This is a genomic window from Brevibacillus ginsengisoli (assembly GCF_050113715.1).
Taxonomy (GTDB): Bacteria; Bacillota; Bacilli; order Brevibacillales; family Brevibacillaceae; genus Brevibacillus_H; species Brevibacillus_H ginsengisoli.
Genome location: NZ_JBNJQR010000010.1, coordinates 111,121 through 129,836, shown reverse-complemented (window position 1 = coordinate 129,836; position 18,716 = coordinate 111,121). Strand labels below are relative to the sequence as shown.

General features: G+C 44.9%; 18 protein-coding genes and 1 riboswitch. Of the genes, 7 read left to right on the top strand and 11 right to left on the bottom strand.

Features of this window, described 5'->3' with window-relative positions:
• Window positions 1-82 precede the first annotated feature (82 nt).
• The 5 genes from ACQCN2_RS19455 to deoR all read right to left on the bottom strand — a co-directional run bounded on the left by ACQCN2_RS19455 (window position 83) and on the right by deoR (window position 5,271).
• Window positions 83-1,255: a NupC/NupG family nucleoside CNT transporter gene (locus ACQCN2_RS19455; protein ID WP_426930607.1), complete on the bottom strand. Its 1,173-nt coding sequence runs from the start codon at window positions 1,253-1,255 to the stop codon at window positions 83-85.
• A 91-nt stretch (window positions 1,256-1,346) separates the two neighbouring features.
• Window positions 1,347-1,784 (bottom strand): cytidine deaminase, encoded by a 438-nt coding sequence (locus ACQCN2_RS19450; RefSeq protein WP_484479034.1) that lies wholly within the window; start codon window positions 1,782-1,784, stop codon window positions 1,347-1,349.
• A 93-nt stretch (window positions 1,785-1,877) separates the two neighbouring features.
• Window positions 1,878-2,552: a deoxyribose-phosphate aldolase gene (deoC, locus tag ACQCN2_RS19445; RefSeq protein ID WP_426930606.1), complete on the bottom strand. Its 675-nt coding sequence runs from the start codon at window positions 2,550-2,552 to the stop codon at window positions 1,878-1,880.
• Between the two features lie 31 nt (window positions 2,553-2,583).
• On the bottom strand, window positions 2,584-3,885 hold the full coding sequence (locus ACQCN2_RS19440) for a pyrimidine-nucleoside phosphorylase (RefSeq protein ID WP_426930605.1): 1,302 nt from the start codon (window positions 3,883-3,885) through the stop codon (window positions 2,584-2,586).
• 435 nt (window positions 3,886-4,320) lie between these two features.
• Window positions 4,321-5,271, bottom strand: a complete 951-nt coding sequence (gene deoR / locus ACQCN2_RS19435; protein ID WP_426930604.1) for a DNA-binding transcriptional repressor DeoR — start codon at window positions 5,269-5,271, stop codon at window positions 4,321-4,323.
• Between the two features lie 190 nt (window positions 5,272-5,461).
• Here deoR and ACQCN2_RS19430 point away from each other — a divergent pair, with 190 nt between their 5' ends.
• Together ACQCN2_RS19430 and deoD are read left to right on the top strand one after the other, a co-directional pair.
• On the top strand, window positions 5,462-6,691 hold the full coding sequence (locus ACQCN2_RS19430) for an MFS transporter (RefSeq protein WP_426930700.1): 1,230 nt from the start codon (window positions 5,462-5,464) through the stop codon (window positions 6,689-6,691).
• A gap of 94 nt (window positions 6,692-6,785) precedes the next feature.
• Window positions 6,786-7,493, top strand: coding sequence for a purine-nucleoside phosphorylase (deoD, locus tag ACQCN2_RS19425; RefSeq protein WP_426930603.1), 708 nt, complete (start codon window positions 6,786-6,788; stop codon window positions 7,491-7,493).
• A 360-nt stretch (window positions 7,494-7,853) separates the two neighbouring features.
• On the opposite strand, the gene ACQCN2_RS19420 is transcribed toward deoD, so the two are convergent.
• Both ACQCN2_RS19420 and ACQCN2_RS19415 read right to left on the bottom strand, forming a co-directional pair.
• Window positions 7,854-8,414 carry a DUF1697 domain-containing protein gene (locus ACQCN2_RS19420; RefSeq protein WP_426930602.1) on the bottom strand — a complete coding sequence of 187 codons (561 nt, stop codon included), beginning with the start codon at window positions 8,412-8,414 and terminating at the stop codon, window positions 7,854-7,856.
• A 19-nt stretch (window positions 8,415-8,433) separates the two neighbouring features.
• The gene (locus ACQCN2_RS19415; RefSeq protein WP_426930601.1) at window positions 8,434-9,192 is read right to left on the bottom strand and encodes a TrmB family transcriptional regulator; all 759 of its coding nucleotides are present in this window, start codon (window positions 9,190-9,192) and stop codon (window positions 8,434-8,436) included.
• Between the two features lie 125 nt (window positions 9,193-9,317).
• Between ACQCN2_RS19415 and ACQCN2_RS19410 the strand changes: the two genes are divergently transcribed.
• Both ACQCN2_RS19410 and scpC read left to right on the top strand, forming a co-directional pair.
• Entirely contained in the window at window positions 9,318-9,962 is a 645-nt protein-coding gene (locus tag ACQCN2_RS19410; protein WP_426930600.1) for a LytTR family DNA-binding domain-containing protein, read from the top strand.
• Between the two features lie 124 nt (window positions 9,963-10,086).
• Window positions 10,087-11,607: a succinyl-CoA:acetate CoA-transferase ScpC gene (gene scpC, locus ACQCN2_RS19405; RefSeq protein WP_426930599.1), complete on the top strand. Its 1,521-nt coding sequence runs from the start codon at window positions 10,087-10,089 to the stop codon at window positions 11,605-11,607.
• Between the two features lie 63 nt (window positions 11,608-11,670).
• Here the strand turns inward: scpC and ACQCN2_RS19400 are convergent, their stop codons facing one another.
• Entirely contained in the window at window positions 11,671-12,531 is an 861-nt protein-coding gene (locus ACQCN2_RS19400; RefSeq protein ID WP_426930598.1) for an MBL fold metallo-hydrolase, read from the bottom strand.
• Between the two features lie 173 nt (window positions 12,532-12,704).
• Window positions 12,705-12,857, top strand: a riboswitch (cyclic di-AMP (ydaO/yuaA leader).
• Between the two features lie 8 nt (window positions 12,858-12,865).
• On the opposite strand from ACQCN2_RS19400, the gene ACQCN2_RS19395 reads away from it, so the two are divergent.
• A complete protein-coding gene (locus ACQCN2_RS19395; protein ID WP_426930597.1) occupies window positions 12,866-13,237 on the top strand; it encodes a Na-translocating system protein MpsC family protein in 372 nt (123 codons plus the stop codon).
• A gap of 802 nt (window positions 13,238-14,039) precedes the next feature.
• On the opposite strand, the gene ACQCN2_RS19390 is transcribed toward ACQCN2_RS19395, so the two are convergent.
• Complete coding sequence (locus ACQCN2_RS19390; protein WP_426930596.1) at window positions 14,040-15,155, bottom strand: hypothetical protein; 1,116 nt, start codon at window positions 15,153-15,155, stop codon at window positions 14,040-14,042.
• 179 nt (window positions 15,156-15,334) lie between these two features.
• On the opposite strand from ACQCN2_RS19390, the gene ACQCN2_RS19385 reads away from it, so the two are divergent.
• Together ACQCN2_RS19385 and ACQCN2_RS19380 are read left to right on the top strand one after the other, a co-directional pair.
• Complete coding sequence (locus tag ACQCN2_RS19385) at window positions 15,335-16,078, top strand: polysaccharide deacetylase family protein (RefSeq protein WP_426930595.1); 744 nt, start codon at window positions 15,335-15,337, stop codon at window positions 16,076-16,078.
• A 57-nt stretch (window positions 16,079-16,135) separates the two neighbouring features.
• Window positions 16,136-16,915, top strand: a complete 780-nt coding sequence (locus ACQCN2_RS19380; RefSeq protein ID WP_426930594.1) for a polysaccharide deacetylase family protein — start codon at window positions 16,136-16,138, stop codon at window positions 16,913-16,915.
• Here ACQCN2_RS19380 and sleB read toward each other — a convergent pair.
• The gene (sleB, locus tag ACQCN2_RS19375) at window positions 16,905-17,549 is read right to left on the bottom strand and encodes a spore cortex-lytic enzyme (RefSeq protein WP_426930593.1); all 645 of its coding nucleotides are present in this window, start codon (window positions 17,547-17,549) and stop codon (window positions 16,905-16,907) included. The two genes, ACQCN2_RS19380 and sleB, sit on opposite strands and share 11 nt — an antisense overlap.
• Window positions 17,550-17,638: 89 nt before the next feature.
• Window positions 17,639-18,703 (bottom strand): hypothetical protein, encoded by a 1,065-nt coding sequence (locus ACQCN2_RS19370; RefSeq protein WP_426930592.1) that lies wholly within the window; start codon window positions 18,701-18,703, stop codon window positions 17,639-17,641.
• Window positions 18,704-18,716 lie beyond the last annotated feature (13 nt).

The following is an 18,716-nucleotide window of genomic DNA, read 5'->3' as shown; positions in this document are numbered from 1 at the left end:
TTTTATCCAATCAGTTATCTACCAAAAAAGAAAAAAGCAGTTCCTGCTTGGAAGCAGAGGAATTGCTTTTTCTTTTGAACGATTACAAGACGATACTTACGATAATACCGGACAACACACTCACCAATGTCGCTCCGTAAAGAAGCTTGAGTCCGAAACGAGCGACGGTATTTCCTTGTTTTTCATTAAGACCTTTTACTGCTCCGGCAATAATCCCGATGGAGGAAAAGTTAGCGAAGGAGACAAGGAACACAGAGATGATTCCCAATGTACGAGGGCTGAAGCTTGACGCGATTTTGCCCAGGTCCGTCATGGCTACGAACTCGTTAGTAATCAATTTGGTTGCCATGATTCCACCCGCTTGTACTGCTTCCGCAAGCGGAACACCCATGATGAGGGAGACTGGAGCAAAGACATAACCCAAGATGTGTTGGAAGGAGATGCCGAACAATAGTTCAAATGTGTTGTTAATTGCTGCCATCAGCGCTATGAAACCGATCAACATGGCGCCTACGATAATCGCAACTTTAAATCCGTCCATGATATATTCGCCGAGCATCTCGAAGAAGGATTGCTTCTCTTCCTGGATGACCAGAATATCTTCAGCCGGGTCAACCGTGTAAGGATTGACGATGGAGGAGATAATGAAGCCCCCGAACAAGTTGATGACCAGTGCGGTTACGACGTATTTGGGATCAATCATCGTCATGTAAGCACCGACAACAGACATGGATACAGTGGACATTGCAGATGCACAAAGTGTATACATCCGATGAGCTGGCAACTTGCCTAACTCTTTCTTAACGGTAATGAATACTTCCGATTGACCGACCATCGCGGACGCAACCGCATTATAGGATTCCAATTTCCCCATACCGTTAACCTTGCTTAACAAGAGTCCAATACCTTTCATGATAAAAGGGAGAATCTTCAAGTATCGGAAAATACCGATCAGCACAGAGATAAATATGATGGGAAGCAGTACATTCATGAAGAATGTAAAGTCTTTTGCCAAGCCTCCAAAAACGAAGTTGACACCTTCACCAGCGTACTTTAACAGCGTCTCAAAAATCTTGGCGATTCCTTGAATGAGGACTAAACCAAATTGGGTGTTTAACAATAAACTAGCCAATAATAGCTGGATGACGATCATGATGACAATTGGTCTATACTTGACGTCTTTACGATTGTTACTAGCAAGGTAGGCGAGACCAAAAACGACGAGTAACCCTAAAATGGATATCAGATATTTCATGTTGTCCTCCACTTGTTGTAATAAAAACTCTTAGATGGAAAAGCAAGCAAATCCTGTATACGCTTACAAAGTGACCACGCGAATCAAGTGCCTATTTAGCAGTTAAATCCTTCGCAGAGAAAAATCCAGGCAATATCTCGTGAATGGTTGTCTCCACGACATCACCTTTTAGGTTGGCTAAAATGATCTTCGTTTCGTCCGTGGCAAACTCCGCAATCACTTGTCGGCAAGCTCCGCAGGGTGAGATCGGACCGTCCGTATCCCCAACAATCGCAATGGCCTTGATTTCCTGTTCACCTTCTGAAACCGCTTTGAAAATGGCCGTTCTCTCCGCACAATTAGTCAATCCATAAGACGCGTTCTCTACGTTGCATCCACGAAAAATCTGATTGTTCTCCGTTAGGACAGCCGCTCCAACTTGAAATTTGGAATAAGGCGTATACGCTTGTTTGCGAGCTTCAATCGCTTCGTTGATTAATGCTTGTCTATCCATAACCTTCATCTCCATCTCTCTGGAATGCTTGGCCATTATTTCACTGTTTGGCGACCCTGATTGGTTCTACCAATTAGTAGAACCAACCTACTGAATCAATCGCCTATTCCCCTACTGTTCCTTCACCAATTAATAATCGCTTGTAGAGGTTTGACCCTTTACAATGGACACGCCAGAACTTGCCCCGATGCGATTGGCCCCAGCTTTGATCATTGCTTCAGCATCTTCCAAACTTCTAACTCCACCGGAAGCTTTGACTCCAACGCCTGCTCCCACTGTTTTTCTCATTAAAGCGACGTCTTCTACTGTCGCGCCACCTGTTGAGAAGCCTGTAGAGGTTTTGACAAAATCAGCGCCAGCTTCTACAGACAGCTGAGACGCTTTCTCGATTTCTTCTTTTGTCAACAAACAAGTTTCAAGGATGACTTTGGTCAACGCTTTGCCCTTGGCAGCTTGAACAACCGCTTGAATGTCACTCTTGACCAGATCGTAATCCTTGTCTTTGAGTGCTCCAATGTTGATCACCATGTCAACTTCGGTTGCTCCGTTGGAAATCGCATTGGTTGTCTCAAACGCTTTTACCTCAGAAGTTGTAGCCCCAAGAGGGAACCCGATAACCGTACAAACTTTTACTTCAGGAGTATCTTTTAAAATCTCAGCAGCCAGCTTGACCCATGTCGGGTTGACGCATACAGAGGCAAATTTATGAGTTTTCGCTTCTTCCGCCAGCTTAGAAATCTCAGCTTTGGTGGCATTCGCTTTTAACAAAGTATGGTCGATCATTCCTGCTAATTGAGTAGTCATTGTCTTCGTATCTTCCCTTCCAAGCTTGATCTTAATGGATTTCTTTATAAATCAATGTTGGAGCCTCTACTTTTTCGCCCACAATTCGATAAGCTCCGTAGATTTTGTCCATCACTTCAGTTACATCCTGGGTGTTGCTGTGAATGGTTACGAGCGATTCTCCCGCTTGAACAGAGTCACCCACTTTTTTGTGAAGAATGACCCCTACGGCCAAATCAATGGAGGATTCCTTGGTGAGTCGGCCAGCGCCAAGCATCATGGCTGCAATTCCGATTTCTTCGGCCGTGATCTCTGCGATGTAACCAGATTCTTTGGCAGGAACCTCAATCTTGTAGCTTGCTGTTGGAAGTTTGGAGACATCATCGACTACAGAAGCATCTCCGCCTTGGGACGCAAGGAACACCTTGAAGGCCTCCAGCGCCTTACCATTGCGCATTACTTCTTCCAACATCTCGCGGGCTTCGCTCAGACTGGACGCCTTGCCTGCCAGCGTCACCATATGACTGCCCAGTGTCAAACACAATTCGTGCAGATCAGCTGGACCTTCACCTTTGAGCGTGTTGATGGCTTCGATTACTTCCAGGGCATTGCCGACTGCGAATCCAAGCGGTTGGCTCATATCCGAAATAATCGCTTTAGTGTTGCGCCCTACGCCGTTTCCGATCTGAACCATTGCTTTGGCCAGTTCTTCGGCGTCATCAAGGCTTTTCATAAACGCACCGCTACCTGTCTTCACATCCAGCACGATCGCGTCCGCTCCTGCGGCAATTTTTTTACTCATGATCGAGCTTGCGATGAGTGGGATGGAGTCTACGGTTGCTGTTACGTCACGAAGGGCATATAATTTCTTGTCGGCAGGGGTCAAATTAGCGCTTTGACCAATTACCGCGATTTTATTGGTATTCACCAGGTTGATGAACTCATCATTGGTGATCTCTACGTGAAAACCAGGTACGGATTCCAGCTTGTCGATGGTTCCGCCTGTGTGGCCAAGTCCTCTACCAGACATTTTGGCTACCGGAACTCCGACGGAAGCAACAAGCGGAGCTAAAACTAACGTCGTGGTGTCACCTACGCCACCAGTACTATGTTTATCCACCTTGATCCCTTCAATACGGGACAGATCGATTTGATCTCCTGATTTCACCATGGCTTCCGTTAAATAGACACGTTCTTCTTGGGTCATCCCTTTAAAAAAGACAGCCATCGCGAAAGCGGACATTTGGTAATCTGGAATATCACCTTTGGTATAGCCCTCAATCAAGAATTGAATTTCTGATTGGCTAAGCTCTTCACCATTTCGTTTCTTTTCAATTACGTCGACCATTCTCATGTTAAGGCCCCCATATTTTCCAAAGTTGATTCATTGTCGATAACGCTTACATTTTTCAAAAACGTTCCCGTTCATTCATTGTGGTATGGGCAGTAATGATTACAACGTAAATATAGCATAGTTCCTGAACATATGTAAATCGCGTTATGAACATTTGTTAAAGTGTTTGTCTAAAGTGTGAAGGAAGAAAAGACTTCGTCCCTCTAAGCTCTGTTTAAGCTCGCATGAAGCCTCTGCTGTCCGCTCCATTCACTTCGGAAGGGAGTCGACAAGAAAATCACTCCGCTTCTCACTGGAGTAAAGAATGCCGAAGGAAAGAAAACTCCTGCAAACTTGCAGGAGTATTACATTACTTATCCCTATTCTTCTTATAATTTCCTAGTTGTCTACTCCTAATTCTCGTACTACTCATGCTGGTTCATGCTGATTCTTACCCTACTCGTCTTGATCCTTATCCAAAAGGAAACGCGCGGTGAATTGATCCGTGATGAGGACGTTGGCATACCCGCCCTTAAGCGCGCCGTAAATGCCGTCGATCTTCTTCGCTCCTCCGGCGACGAGAATCGAATATTCTTTTTTCTTGAATTCATCCAGATTAATCCCGAGCGTCCTCTCATCCAGGCTTTCGTTGCAAACCTTGCCTTCCCGATCAAAAAAGCGGGAGCAAATATCCCCTACGGCCTTGGAAAAAATCATTTCCAAATCCTTATCCGTAAAGTATCCCAACTGAAAAAGCAAAGATTCTGATTTAATCGGGCCAACTGTAAACATGGCAATATTGGCTTCTTTGCCCATCTCGAGCACCTTGCGAATATGTCGATCGGCTTCCATGGCCTGTTTCACCACGATGTGATCCACGATGGCCGGGAGCGGCAAATTCAAAGGAGTCGAATTGAAAGCCTTTCCAAAAAGGTACAAAATCTCAGATGAATAGGTATGTGTCTCGGAGTGACTAACTCCGCCCTTTAATTGAACCACTTTCACGTTATTCATAAATTTCTGTTTTAATTCCAATGCCACATGATATAGTGTGGTTCCCCAAGTAACCCCGATAATATCGCCATCCTTGACGATCTCACCCAGGTAGCCTGCCGCCTTCTCACCCAGATAACTTTTGATAATCGACTCTTCATACTGTGGGATGGACACGACGACCGCTTTTTTTAGATTGAACTTTTGTTCAAGCTCTTCCGACAAGTTTTTTATATCCTCGGTGGAATCCATGATTTTGATTTGAACAATTCCTTCGCTTTTGGCGATTTGCAGAAGTCGTGAAACAGTCGGGCGTGAAACTCCTAATTTTTTGGCAATATCATTTTGATTATAATCCAGTAAATAATAAAGCTTTGCTGCCTCAATTACCTTGCTCAATTTATCCCGTTCCATTAGTAACTCCTCACGATTCATTATCGGATTGGTTTTATTTTAACAAAATTGTCTGGCATGATTACAATTCTATCTTATGAAATTTTGTAAAGTAATAAAAGAATTTTTGTAAAATAACATTGGAATTTCTGTGAAATCCAAAAAACTGATTCCTCATAATGCTAAAAATTAGTCTTGAGATTTCGTTCTGATTCAGGTTACTATATCAGTAGTAACCACTCAGAATAACAACGCAGAAAGGAGTTCATCTGTGGATTTTCGTATTTATATCTTGGCCCTCGTCTCTTTTGTCGTAGGCATGGTGGAGTTGATTATCGGGGGAATTCTGGATCAGGTGGCACGTGATTTTGGCATTTCTGTCACTACGGCTGGGGAATTGATTACCGTCTTTTCGCTCGTGTTTGCCATTGCCGCACCTGTACTCCTCACCCTGACGGCAAAACTGGAACGGAAAGTCTTGTGCCTGTGGACCCTCATGATCTTTTTCTTGGGGAATCTCATCGCGTTCTTTAGCCCCACCTTCTTGATTCTGCTTATGTCTCGGATCATCTCTGCCGCCAGTGGCTCGCTTCTTATTGTGCTATGCATGACCATCGCCTCAAGCATAGCCAAGGAAGAGTTTCGCGCTCGCGCCATCGGTGTGATTTACATGGGGATCAGCGGATCGTTGGTGTTGGGAATTCCAATTGGTCTTGTCATCGGGTCGAATTTCGGTTGGCGGATGATCTTCTTGCTGATTTCGGTCTTAACGATCATTTCTATGACAGGGGTCGCCCTGTTCCTTACCAAAATCGAGCCCAAGCCTTTGATTCCTTTGCGACAGCAGCTTCGCACATTGAAAAACAGCAAAACGATGTCCGCACAGCTCACCTCGATGCTCTTTTTAACTGGACATCTAACGCTTTACGCGTATTTGACACCGTTCTTGCAGTCGACTTTGCATCTGGATGCGACCTGGATTAGCGTGTTTTACTTTATTTTTGGGATATCGGCTGTATTTGGCGGCGGAATCGGCGGCTGGGTTGCCGACAAATGGGGGGCACAACGAAGCATCCTGCTCATCATTTTCCTGTTTACCATTGCGCTCTTCCTCATTCCGACGGTTACCTTCTCTATCCCTTTGTTTATCGCAGTCATGGTCATCTGGAGTGCGCTAAGCTGGGCGATTACCCCTGCACAACAAAGCTATCTGATTGAATCCGCCCCTGAATCATCAGAGATTCAACAGGGTTTGAACAATTCAGCCTTGCATTTTGGTATCGCGTTAGGCTCAATGATTGGCGGAATGGTTATCAATCAATACTCCGTAGTGTACAATGCTTTTATCGGGGGAATTTTTACCATCGTAGCTTTCCTCTGTGCCTGGTTCTCCATCACTAGAACTTCAGTGAGCCAGCGCCAAGCCCAAATCTCAGAATAGGTAACTCTCCCGTATTCGGGAATCCTATAAACCAACGAACTTATATGGAGGTGAAGATGGTCGTCCTATCAATAGGTAGGGCGGCCATAGGTCGATGAGTGTTCATATCAACGCAAAGCAAGGGGATATTGCAGAAAGCATCCTATTACCTGGTGATCCATTACGCGCGAAATATATCGCGGAGAATTTTTTGGAGAATGCTGTTTGCTATAACGAAGTTCGCGGAATGCTCGGTTTCACGGGGACGTACAAAGGTAAGCGGATTTCGGTTCAAGGAACTGGAATGGGCATCCCTTCCATCTCCATCTATGTGAACGAATTGATTCGCGATTACGGAGTTAAGAATTTGGTTCGTGTAGGTTCCTGCGGGGCCATTCAGAAGGATATCAAGGTCCGTGACGTAATTCTAGCCATGACCGCCTGCACAGATTCCAACGCCAACCGCCTGATCTTCCCAGGATTCGATTTCGCTCCTTGCGCGAACTTCGATTTGCTGCAAAAGGCATACCAAGTAGGTAAAGAAAAAGGCATGCCGATTCGCGTCGGTAATGTATTATCTGCTGACATGTTCTATCGTGACAGCATGGAGATGGTAGAGAAACTGGGGAACTATGGGGTTCTCGCTGTGGAAATGGAAGCGACCGGCTTGTATACGACCGCAGCTAAATACGGCGTGAATGCGCTTGCCATCCTCACAGTAAGCGATCACATCTTTACTGGTGAAGAAACCACCGCACAAGAGCGTCAAACCACTTTCAACGATATGATTATCATGGCGTTGGATGCGTTGATTGGGGAATAAGGGAAGAAAAGACTTCGTCCCTCTATGCTCTGTTTAAGCTCGCTTGTAGCTTCTACTGTTCGCTCCGCTCTCTACGGAAGGGAGTCGACAAGAAAATCACTTCGCTTCTCATTGAAGTAAAGAATGCCGACTCTTTTCCTTCCTTCGTTCCCTCCGCTGGGTTTCGCTTAAAATGAGCGGCGAGCGGACGAAATCTTTTCTTCAGCGGGCTTACGCGAATGGAAGGAAAGTATAATTACTTTACTATGTAAAGCAACTATACTTTCCAAAAATAAAAATTTTAACTCTCCGATTGCCAACCCACTGGCGTCGGTCAGATCAAAGGCTAATCCTTTTGAACAAAGGATTAGCCTTTTTTGATTACTCCTCCATCGCTTTTGACAGCGTGACGAGCTTATTCGTCGTTTTCCAATTGCGTACGGTTGCGGGTACATTTAGCTTCGCAACTTGTGCGGCAAGCTTGGAATCTCGGACGCTGTTTTGAAATAACAGATAGATGTCCCGTCCATTGATCCGAAACTGTTCGTTTTCGTTTTGATAAGTGCTCAACCGTTGGATTCCTTCCTCTGAAGGGGATTGAGGCAGTAAGGCAACGTAAAGGCTTTCTCCTTCTCCAGATGCTTCCGCTTCCGCGATCTCAGCCTCCGTGAAAGGGCAATTCACAACAATTTGTTCCAGCTCTGTAGCTGCACGTAAAATAACCGAGATCGATAATCCGAAGACATGTTTGATCTCCTGCTCAAGTCGCTTGCTCAGCGCTTCTTCTCCTTCATTTGACTCAAATAGGACATTGCCGCTTTGAATATAGGTCTGCACACGGCTCAATCCCATCTCTTCAAACATGCGCTTCAAGTCAGCCATCTTGATCTTGTTCTTCCCGCCCACATTAATCCCACGCAACAGCGCTATGTAAATCGTCATTGGAATCGCCCTCCCGCTATTAATAGCGAAGCTGCATCAGGATGCTTCGCACTTCCTCGTCCTGCATCAAGATATCCTCGTATTTCTTGGTGATTTTGGTTAAAGCCACATCGTGGTAATAGAATTCGGTAAAAAACTTTACGAATGGCTTCGACTTCGTTTTCATCGCTTGCCAGGAGTCATTCTCCACACCAGCAAACAGAATCTCTTCATCGTCGATAATCATCAAGCGAATCCGTTCCAACGATCGATGTTCTTCATTTGGCGACAGGATATAGAGGTTGGATAGGCTCGTCTTCACATCTCCTACGACAAGGGCCTCGACTTTGACACCGTTTCGTTCTTTCTCTTCCAGGATCGGAACATACTCCGTAAAATCTTCCTTCCAAACAGAGATTCGAATAGATTTCTTCGCTTCCTGCAAGAGCTCCCGCGATTGCACGCGGATGGACGAATCAGCTTTCAAGCTCCATACCCGATCGTCTGAAATCGTTTTTTTCGGCGTCTTCGTTTTGAGTTGCTCAATGCTATCCTTGAACTCAGCTGACAGCTTATCAATCACGAGGTTCAAAGGCAATGCGGAATAGAATTTCTTTTTATCAGACACAGAGTCCAGAAGAATCCCTTTTTCGATCATGCGTGTCAATACTTCATAAATCTTGGCTTTTGGCACACCCGAATATTTCACAATTTGGGTTGCGTCCAAAGGCTCTTCGCTGGACAGCAGAATCTCGTAAACCTTGCTTTCTGACTGGGTAAACCCGAACTTCGTAAGCATTGTTCCACCTCAAATACGTCCTTGAATTATATAGTAAAGATTATATCAGATCGTCAAAAAAAACTGCGAATTGAAACCGTTTGCCTTTATAATAAAGATTATTTAGTAATGGCAAGGTGAAAACAGTGGATACTCAAACAATTACCTCAATCATGGGAGTCATCAGTGAGCTGCTCCCGAAGCATACGTCAATCGCCATCTCGGATCGACACCAATATATTTACTACAAGCCAAGCAAATCCATCGATTTGTCTATTCAACCTGGGGATAGGATCAAAGAAGGATCTCTTACCTCCAAAGCGCTGTCCGTTCAGCATCGACTGTCAGAATATATCGACTCCAGCGTATTTGGAACCTCCTATTTTGGGATGTCAGTCCCTATTTTCGAGGAAGGTCAGCCCCAAGCTTGTATTACGGCAATTTTGCCTTACAAGCCGTCTCAGCCTGCCTTTTTGACAGTAAAGACCGATGATCGCTGGATTCCCGTTCCCAATGAGCAAGTCCTGTATCTCGAAGCTCAGAACCGCAAAACAAAAGTCAAATCGCAACGGATCGAAGGCTATCACAAATGCAATCTCAGCGAGTTGGAATTGATTCTTCCGCCCGATGAGTTTATTCGCGTGCATCGCTCCTACATCGTTAATATCAACTACATCCACGAAATCCAACCAGACTCTCATTCTACTTTTTTGTTGATTATGAAGGATCAGACCAAGATTCCAGTCAGCCAGTCCTTTTCCAGTTACTTCCGAAAGGTCCTTAACTTTTAATCTTCCTTGCTAATGTCGTGAATTTTCTGGCTTGCATCAAAATGAAGGCCTTTCATACATAAACCGATGAGTCAAGAACGAATCGCTGGTAAAATGTGAAAAAACAGTGAAGAGGAGAATTCCTGTGGAAAAACATTTATCCGATCGTTTGCGTGACTCCCGTTTACTTGACCGAATCGTGACAGCAGAAGAAGCAGCCTCTTGGATAGAAGATAACATGACCTTAGGATTAAGCGGTTTTACACGTGCGGGTGACGCTAAGGCCGTTCCGTTGGCTCTCGTTGCCAGAGCGAAGGAAAACCCGCTCAAAGTCAATGTGTATACTGGCGCCTCATTAGGTTCCGACATTGACAAAGTAATGGCAGAAGCTGGAATTATAAACAAACGCCTTCCGTTTCAAGCAGACTCCACCATGCGCAAAAAAATCAATCAAGGTGAGATGCTGTTTGTCGACCAGCATTTGTCGCACACAGCCGAGTGGATTCGCGCAGACGTACTAACTCCTATTGATTACGCAATCGTGGAAGCGGTTTCAATTACAGAGGACGGTATGATTATCCCGACAACCTCTGTTGGCAATTCCTCTATCTTTGTCGAAAAAGCAAAAGCAGTCATCGTAGAGCTGAATCTCGCTCAACCACTCAGCCTAGAAGGTATTCATGACATTTATGAAGCGGGCGCCCAAGGAAATCGCAACCCAATCCCGTTAAAAGAAGTGGACGAGCGTATTGGTACTCTCGGAATTCCTGTTGATCCCAAGAAAATCAAAGGCATTGTCATCACCAATTCCGCCGACTCTCCATCCACCATTGTTCCACCGGATGAAGAAACGTCCATCATGGCGAAGCATTTGATTGAATTTTTGCACCGGGAAGTGGCTCAGGGTCGTCTTTCGCACACACTGGCACCGCTGCAATCGGGTATTGGTTCGGTTGCCAACGCCGTGTTTCATGGTCTGTTGACCTCCGATTTCCATGATCTAGAGGTGTATTCGGAAGTGTTGCAGGATTCTGTATTTGATTTGATTGATGCGGGCAAGGTTCGATTCGCCTCCGGGTGCTCCATTACCCTTTCCGTCGATAAAATGAAGCAGGTCTTTTCCGAGTTCGACCGCTACCGTGATCAGCTTGTTCTTCGCCCACAAGAAATCTCCAACCATCCTGAGCTGATTCGTCGTATGGGGCTGATCTCCATCAATACAGCTTTGGAAGTGGACATCTATGGCAATGTCAACTCCACACATGTTTCCGGGACCCATATGATGAACGGCATTGGTGGATCAGGTGACTTCGCACGCAATTCACGACTCGGAATTTTCGTGACCAAATCGATTGCCAAAGACGGAAAAATCTCCAGCATCGTTCCATTTGTGTCTCATGTAGACCATACCGAGCATGATGTGGACGTCATTGTGACAGAACAAGGCTACGCTGATTTGCGCGGTTTGGCTCCAAAAGAAAGGGCACCTCTCATTATCCAGCGCTGCGCTCATCCAATGTATCGTGAGCAATTGCTGGAATATTACGAAGAAGCACTGCAAAAGGGTGGCCAAACCCCACACGATCTTGCCAAAGCATTCTCCTGGCACATTCGTTATGCCAACGAGGGCACGATGCTCCAGCCTGTTGGGTCGATTCGGTCTTAAGTAATCGTAAAGAAAAACCAATTGGGTACTTACACTCGAGCAATCCGAGAGTGAGTACCCTTTCTATTCTCCACGCCCCAAACCAGCCATGAAATATTCGAGACCTCTCTTCAAATCTTTGGAAAGCTCCTCTACCTTCAACCATGCAGTTAATTCCTCTGCAATTCGTTCTCTATCGCCACCGTATTTTTCCACAAGTCTAGCAAGTTGTTCCCATTCATTCAAATCTTGTATAAAAGCTTCTCGTTCCATTGGTCGCCCGTGAGATTCCACGAATACCTTGGCTTCATAAGAATACGCCTCTCCCAGAAGACGAAGGAACGCTGGGGCCGTATAAGAGCGAGGACCGCCATAGACACTGGGTCCCAACGCATCCCCCAGAAATAACACCTGGTCTTGTTGCACATAGACATAACAGGCATCCGAGGTATGATCGCCACCTACCCATTTTACTTCGCAAGTCACTCTGCCAAGCTCAATGGTAATCGAATCTTTGAAAATGATATCAGGTTCCATAATGGTAATGTTCCGCTCAGTGCCATATTCAAGCTTGATGTGACCAACAGTCTCTTCGCTTAAAATCTTCTCCTGAACAAGCCGCTCCAATATCTCATCCGACCCGTCCAGCCCTTTCAGTCTGCGCAGTCCCGTTGCCGTCTCCTCCTGGGCAATCGTGGGAAGCTCCCACTCCGACATGCCAAAGGTATGATCCCAATGCCAATGCGTCAAAACGAGCAGATCCGGTAAACGTACGCCATGTTTGGCAAGCTCTTCACGAAATAAGGTGGCATGCACAGGAGAGTTCCCTGCATCCATCAGAAGTGTTCGTTTCGTACCACAGATCGCTGCCAATATCGGACGATCCGTTTTATGTTCCGCATGCATGATCCAGATATGCTCACTGATCCGTTCAATAGCTGACACCCAAACACCTCCAGTCCCCTTCTTATTCGTGATATCTACATATCAACCCTCTTAGTTTTAATTGATCCATTACTACAAGTACAACTACTTGCTATAAAAAATTGGTAAATTGTTCTTTACAAACACATCTGATCGAGAGTAAGATACAATACGTTATTCATCATTACACAATATTTTTTTGAACGCTTAGTCTTCCTAAAAAGAAGAACGGGGGAACCAAATGGAGGCCAAACAACATGTCCTTGGGGTGAATCTCAGAAGTCTGAGTAGGGCGACTCTCACGCCCGAATCCGTCAGCTAACCTCGTAAGCGTGCAGAGAGGAGAACTTGTCTTATGAAAGCACCATCTCAAAAAAAGCTGGAAGCTGATTTAAGTGAAGCCTTTATCAAATTCCAGCGTGAACTGATTGGACGGGGGCCACAGGAAGCGAAAGCCTACATCGTTTGCGACATGGTGATCATACGCTTTAAGGGTGTCCTTACCGTTGAAGAAAAGCATCTGGTCAACAACGAAACCGGCAAAAAGCTGGTCAAAAAAATGCGCCAAGTCCTAAGAGAGATGTACAGCAAGGAATATGAAGGCATTGTGGAACAGATGACAGGATGTAAGGTTCTTTCCAGTCATAGCGATATCAGTACCAAAATGGGCGAACGGATTGAAGTTTTCATTATGGATCGTGATGTGGAGCGGCAATTGCAAAACTAAGCTCCAATCACCCCCAAAAGGTTATCACCTGCCAAGAGATACAACTGGCGGAGGATGACCTTTTTTTCTTCATACAAAAATACGCTGAAATATTTAGACGAAAACCACCATTCCATTCGTCCATACGCTTCATGGTTCAAACACATATGTATAAACATATCCAAAAGGAGGGATTTACTTGTCACGTAAACGTTGCCGATGCTCCTGCGACTCATCCATGGGTTCTATGATGTATGACTCCTGTGCAATGCAAGACGATCCACCGATTCGAGGAGGTTTTGGAGGAGGTTTTCGAGGAGGAAGAGGTTTTGGAGGAGGTTTTCGAGGAGAAAGAGGCTTTCGAGACGGTTTTAGAACCAGAGGGTTTGAATCCCCGTTTTTCTTCCGCGAATCTCCATTTTTCTTCCGTGAATCCCCGTTTTTCTTTCGTGAATCACCGTTTTTTGGTCGTCGCTTCAGATAAATAAGAAAAGCCGTGGAAAATCACTTAAAGAAGTTGAATTCTTTACGTGCAATCAACGGCTGTTTTCAAAAAAATTGCCTATTCTTAAGTTCCAATGGACAATCGAACAAGCAATGAGGATCTATTCTCCATACCATGAAATACCATGGAAAAAGGAGGTCTCCTAATGGATCCGATTCAATATCATCGTCAACGAATGAATGAACATTTGAGGATGGCTGAGCACTTCCGAACATTAAAAACTGCCCACGCTCATGATCGTAGAATGCACCACGCGTATGCAGAAAGAGAGCACTATCATAGAATGAAAGCTCACCACCATCGAATGATGATGCACACTCACCGTTGAATGGAAGCTCCCTTCTGGGGGCTTTCCATTGTTTTTTTCTCTTGTTCTAAACCGCAAATCTTCCAACGCTCCAAAGGCGAGTGACGTTTTAGATGGAATACCCATCCCGCTTTCTTTTTCTTCGTGCCATTTTCAATATAAGAGGCAGTAACATGAACCTCTGAGGCAAGAAGCTCTGCCCTATCATCTTTCAGATTCAAAATGACGTATTTGGTTAAATCAATCTCTTTTAATGAAAATGACGGGGTAAAACCATCAGTGGTCATTTCAAGAGTGGAAAGATCATTTTGTTGAAGAGAGAGCAAGTAAATTTCCACTAGCTTTTGTAAACTTGCCTCAAGAATTAATTTCTTAAGATCCCCCGACGCTTTGGTAATCATGAGGTGATGGGCTGGGTCAGGCTCCGTACGTTTATGGGTGGAGCTACCTTGAAAGTGAATACAGAAATGCCCTGGAAAATTGTTCCCCCGAATAGCTCCGGCCCCGTGCGGCATACCATTCATAGACGCCGCAAAGCGTTCCCCGTTAATGGAAACGAGAATGGCCCTTCTTCTCCAGCTCCATTTCCCTTGATAAATTCGTTTAAAAACAGCCGTATCTTGCTTTGTCAAAGGCTGAACGTCCGCGTGACGACTCCCCGCCCTTCGTTGCACACGGAACTTCTCACCCGTCTCCATGTCGATCACTTCCGCATACTTCATCCTGCCGAATTGTTCTCTCACTTTGTCCCAATCCAGAGGGTTACCGAAATGGGCTTTTTCTAATTTGTTCACATAACCGTCTAACTGATTTTGTATCCAGGAGGAAATAAGAATTCTCTTCCCACGTGTTGGCTCATACAGTCGATGGTACGAATCTAAGAGGAATACACGACTTCCAATCCCAATTTTGGCTCTAGGCAAATCAGGTCCTTCAGCTGCATTAACGGCTGCGCTTTTCAGGATTTTACCAGCCAAATTGTTCCTGTCTTCAATGGTCATTTCTGAATAATAACTGGAGTTAGGAGAAGTTGTCACGGTAAGAACAAGTCGCTCTTTGGCATCCGTATGTTCAAGCGGTAGGAAAAGAATTAGCAAATACAATAACCATAACAGACACCGTTTCAAATGGTTCACCCTATTTAATGTGAATTTGATTAATCACGCCCCCGAATATTATTGACCAATTGGCCCTCTCAAATTCTTCCTTGCATGTATCTCGCCTCGAATTATAAAGCTAAGACAAGTTTACATACTTCTGTATTGCTTACCTTGGGACTGTGTACCCTTGTTATGGAGGCGAATCCATGATGAAACCCGTTGCTCTTGTACTTGTAACTGTTGCTTTGGTGGTTACATCCCTATGTGGTTCAGCTATTGCACAAAATGCCGATCCATTATTGGCAGCAAAAAAAGGCCGAAAATATTATGAATCACGAAAAGAAATTGTTTGGGAGGTCCCCACCAAAGATAAAGTCATTGCTTTAACATTTGATGACGGACCTGATCCGCACTACACCCCACAATTAGCAGCCTTACTTAAGCAATATAACGCCAAAGCCACTTTTTTCGTTGTAGGATCACGCGTAAAAAAATTTCCTAATATTGTACGGGCTTTATCCAAGGATGGACACGAAATCGGTAATCATACCCAAAACCATCCAGACCTTCGAAGGATTTCTTCCATTAAATTAGAGGAAGAGATTTCTAAGGCAAACCAGACCATTCGTACTGTTACCGGAAATACGCCTAGCCTTTTTCGTCCACCGGGTGGATATTACAGTGAATCGCTTGTTCATGTTGCCAAGAAAATGGACAACTTGGTGATCATGTGGTCTTGGCATCAGGATACGCGAGACTGGAGTAATCCTGGTGTAAAAAAAATAGTCAACAAGGTGCTTACCAACGCTCGAAATGGAGATATTGTCTTGTTTCACGATAATGGAGGACGTCAAACCGTAGAGGCAATAAAAAAAATCCTTCCCGAATTGCATCAGAAAGGATATCAATTTGTTACAGTCAGCGATTTACTGAAACGGAACCAAAAATAAATGAGCATACAGAATGTTCTCCTCTTGTCGGACAAAGCGGTATGAAAGGAGACGTGGATGAAGTTGATTCGAAACTTTAGAAGATACCTGCTTCTCGCAGGTTTATTGTATACGATTCAATTCATGGCTAGTTCTTTCGTGGCTCAAGCAATAGCAAGCGTCTCCACAGAAACAACGAATGCTGCCCATCCTGAGGGTTCTGTTCCCGTGTTGATGTACCACTCTATTTCACGCCAGAATAACTCGCTGTGTATAGCTCCCGAACAGTTTGAAAGGCAGCTTAGTAATTTACTCAAACATGGATATACACCGATTACCGCAAGTGAGTTAATTTCGGCTTGGGAAAATGGATCAGAGCTGCCGACTCGGCCAATTGTTCTTACATTTGACGATGGATATAAGGATAACTACACACATGCCTTTCCAATCTTAAAGAAATATCAGGCGAAGGCCACCTTATTCATCATCACCGGAGCTGTAGGAAAATCCAATTACGCTAACTGGGATCAACTAATGGAAATGGAGAATAGCGGTCTGATTGACATCGAGTCTCATACCGTTACTCACCCCGATATTCGAAAGCTAACAAGCAAACAACTTGTTCATGAGCTAGCCTCTTCCAAACAAGTCCTTGAAGAACACTTGCATAAAAGCATTACCATTTTTGCCTATCCCTACGGTGGTTATACAGAGAGCGCCATTTCCGCACTTGCATCTGTCGGATATAAAGCTGCGTTTACCACGAAAAACCGTATGACTCATCCATCACAGGGCCGTTACACGTTAAAACGGTTACGCGTTTTCCAAAGTCAATCGTTTTCCACATTTAATCCATAAAAATATGTTGACCGATTCTTTTAATTTGTGGACGACTCCATATCCATGCGGAGGTTGCCGTGTCAGGATTAAAATAATACAACGCACCGCCACTAGGGTCCCACCCGCGTGCGGCATCCCAAGCAGCCTTATAAGCTGTTTCATTAGGAGTTAACCAGTATTGGCCGTCATCTACAGCGGTAAACGCACCTGACTGAAAGATGGTGCCTGCTACCGTCGAAGGAAACATTCCCGAATGCACACGATTCAGCACAACCGCTCCAACGGCAACCTGTCCTGTATAAGATTCGCCACGCGCCTCTCCGTAGATAAGATGGGCCAGCATGTCCAATTCAGCGGCATTAACGGAATGTTGTTTTAAGCTGGTCCAGGTCTTAGAACCTGCGATGCCATCGACTGCAAGTCCATATTCGCTCTGGAAGTCTCTTACAGCCTGTTGTGTTTGATATCCGTATTGCCCATCTAATGGACTGTCATAAAAACCGAGCAATTGAAGTCTATATTGCAGATCCCATACATCTCCGCTATTGCTTCCCCAAGTGAGAAGTGGCGATGCCTCGGCTGTTTGGATAGGTTGCAATGCCATACCGGCAAACAACATCAAGAGGCAAGCCACAATACTCCATTTTTTCATGGTAAAACCCCCTCCTCTCAGGTATTACATGTTACCTGGGAGGAAAAGGGGGTTCAATAGAGGATCACTGGAAATTGAAATTGAATGGTTTAGCGTTTCAGTAAAACAAATGCTTTCTTGACATCACCAAGTGACTTATAGAGAGAATCATACTGTTTCCCTTGTAGAGTTGCCGTATCGTACGGATTGCTTTGCAGCAAGGCTGCTACGTAAACGGTATGAGTTGCCGCGTTTTCCGCGATCTCAATGCCGACAGGCGGCTCTTGTTCCGGGTGATTCATTTTATTCCAATCTGCTTTATCAAACGCATAGATCTCGATTATCGGCATACGATCCTGCATGTTATCGGTGTTAAACAAAAAGCTGGTGACACTTTTGGCTTTTGGCATGGCTTCGTCAGCCTTGGATCCAGTCAGCTCTTGAACTAGAACGTTTCCATTCCATGATTTAGGCGCCATGAAAGCGAAGTCGGAATCACTGCTGGTGAACTTGTCTTCATAGACAGTCAATGGTTGAGAAGCTGCTTGAAAATCTGCATTGATCAATTCCCATTTAGTATGGTTCCATTGCCATCGGGAGTTAAGATAGCCTCGTGTATCCGCATTCGTAGAACCGATCAGACGCTCTGTACCCTGCAACACATTCAGTTTGCTTTGGCTTAAAGTGATTGGCTTCAACGCAACAAAACCGTTTCCTAGAACTCCTGCCTTATTTTCTCCCAATCCCGGACAGCCAAGGTCTTGGGTTACCCCGTTCTTCACGGAATAAATGTGGGTGGTTGTATAGCCGCCACTTCCTCCTGTATCCGCTGATACCATAATCTCGGCCGCTTTGTCACCGGTGAAATCTTGCAGCGACATTTTGGGACTGTAACCGCCATCGTTCAAATTGATGGTCATTACCTTTTTGCTCTTCCCATCAGTTACCTTCACTACGAGCTCGTCAAGGTATGGACTTGAATTATCCAGTTTTTTACCATATAAAACGACAGTATCGGCTGTTTTGTCTCCCGTTACGTCTGCTTGTTGTGTCTCCAGCACTTGCATGTTTTTATCGGATGAGGCATTGCTTACCGCTTGAGCTTCTACTCCTTGTCCAATGAAAAGTACAGATGTAAGGATCATTCCCTTTACGAGTTTGTTCCAGTTATTCATGGATGGTTCCCCT

What these genes read in the sequence shown, in the direction of transcription:
- ACQCN2_RS19380 (WP_426930594.1), top strand. Translation starts at nt 16,136, where the DNA reads ATGAAGTTGATTCGAAACTTTAGAAGATACCTGCTTCTCGCAGGTTTA.
- ACQCN2_RS19415 (WP_426930601.1), bottom strand. Translation starts at nt 9,192, where the DNA reads ATGCTTACGAAGTTCGGGTTTACCCAGTCAGAAAGCAAGGTTTACGAG.
- ACQCN2_RS19370 (WP_426930592.1), bottom strand. Translation starts at nt 18,703, where the DNA reads ATGAATAACTGGAACAAACTCGTAAAGGGAATGATCCTTACATCTGTA.
- ACQCN2_RS19385 (WP_426930595.1), top strand. Translation starts at nt 15,335, where the DNA reads ATGATGAAACCCGTTGCTCTTGTACTTGTAACTGTTGCTTTGGTGGTT.
- deoD (WP_426930603.1), top strand. Translation starts at nt 6,786, where the DNA reads ATGAGTGTTCATATCAACGCAAAGCAAGGGGATATTGCAGAAAGCATC.
- ACQCN2_RS19450 (WP_484479034.1), bottom strand. Translation starts at nt 1,784, where the DNA reads ATGGCCAAGCATTCCAGAGAGATGGAGATGAAGGTTATGGATAGACAA.
- deoC (WP_426930606.1), bottom strand. Translation starts at nt 2,552, where the DNA reads ATGACTACTCAATTAGCAGGAATGATCGACCATACTTTGTTAAAAGCG.
- ACQCN2_RS19420 (WP_426930602.1), bottom strand. Translation starts at nt 8,414, where the DNA reads ATGACGATTTACATAGCGCTGTTGCGTGGGATTAATGTGGGCGGGAAG.
- ACQCN2_RS19395 (WP_426930597.1), top strand. Translation starts at nt 12,866, where the DNA reads ATGAAAGCACCATCTCAAAAAAAGCTGGAAGCTGATTTAAGTGAAGCC.
- ACQCN2_RS19440 (WP_426930605.1), bottom strand. Translation starts at nt 3,885, where the DNA reads ATGAGAATGGTCGACGTAATTGAAAAGAAACGAAATGGTGAAGAGCTT.
- sleB (WP_426930593.1), bottom strand. Translation starts at nt 17,549, where the DNA reads ATGAAAAAATGGAGTATTGTGGCTTGCCTCTTGATGTTGTTTGCCGGT.
- ACQCN2_RS19455 (WP_426930607.1), bottom strand. Translation starts at nt 1,255, where the DNA reads ATGAAATATCTGATATCCATTTTAGGGTTACTCGTCGTTTTTGGTCTC.
- deoR (WP_426930604.1), bottom strand. Translation starts at nt 5,271, where the DNA reads ATGGAACGGGATAAATTGAGCAAGGTAATTGAGGCAGCAAAGCTTTAT.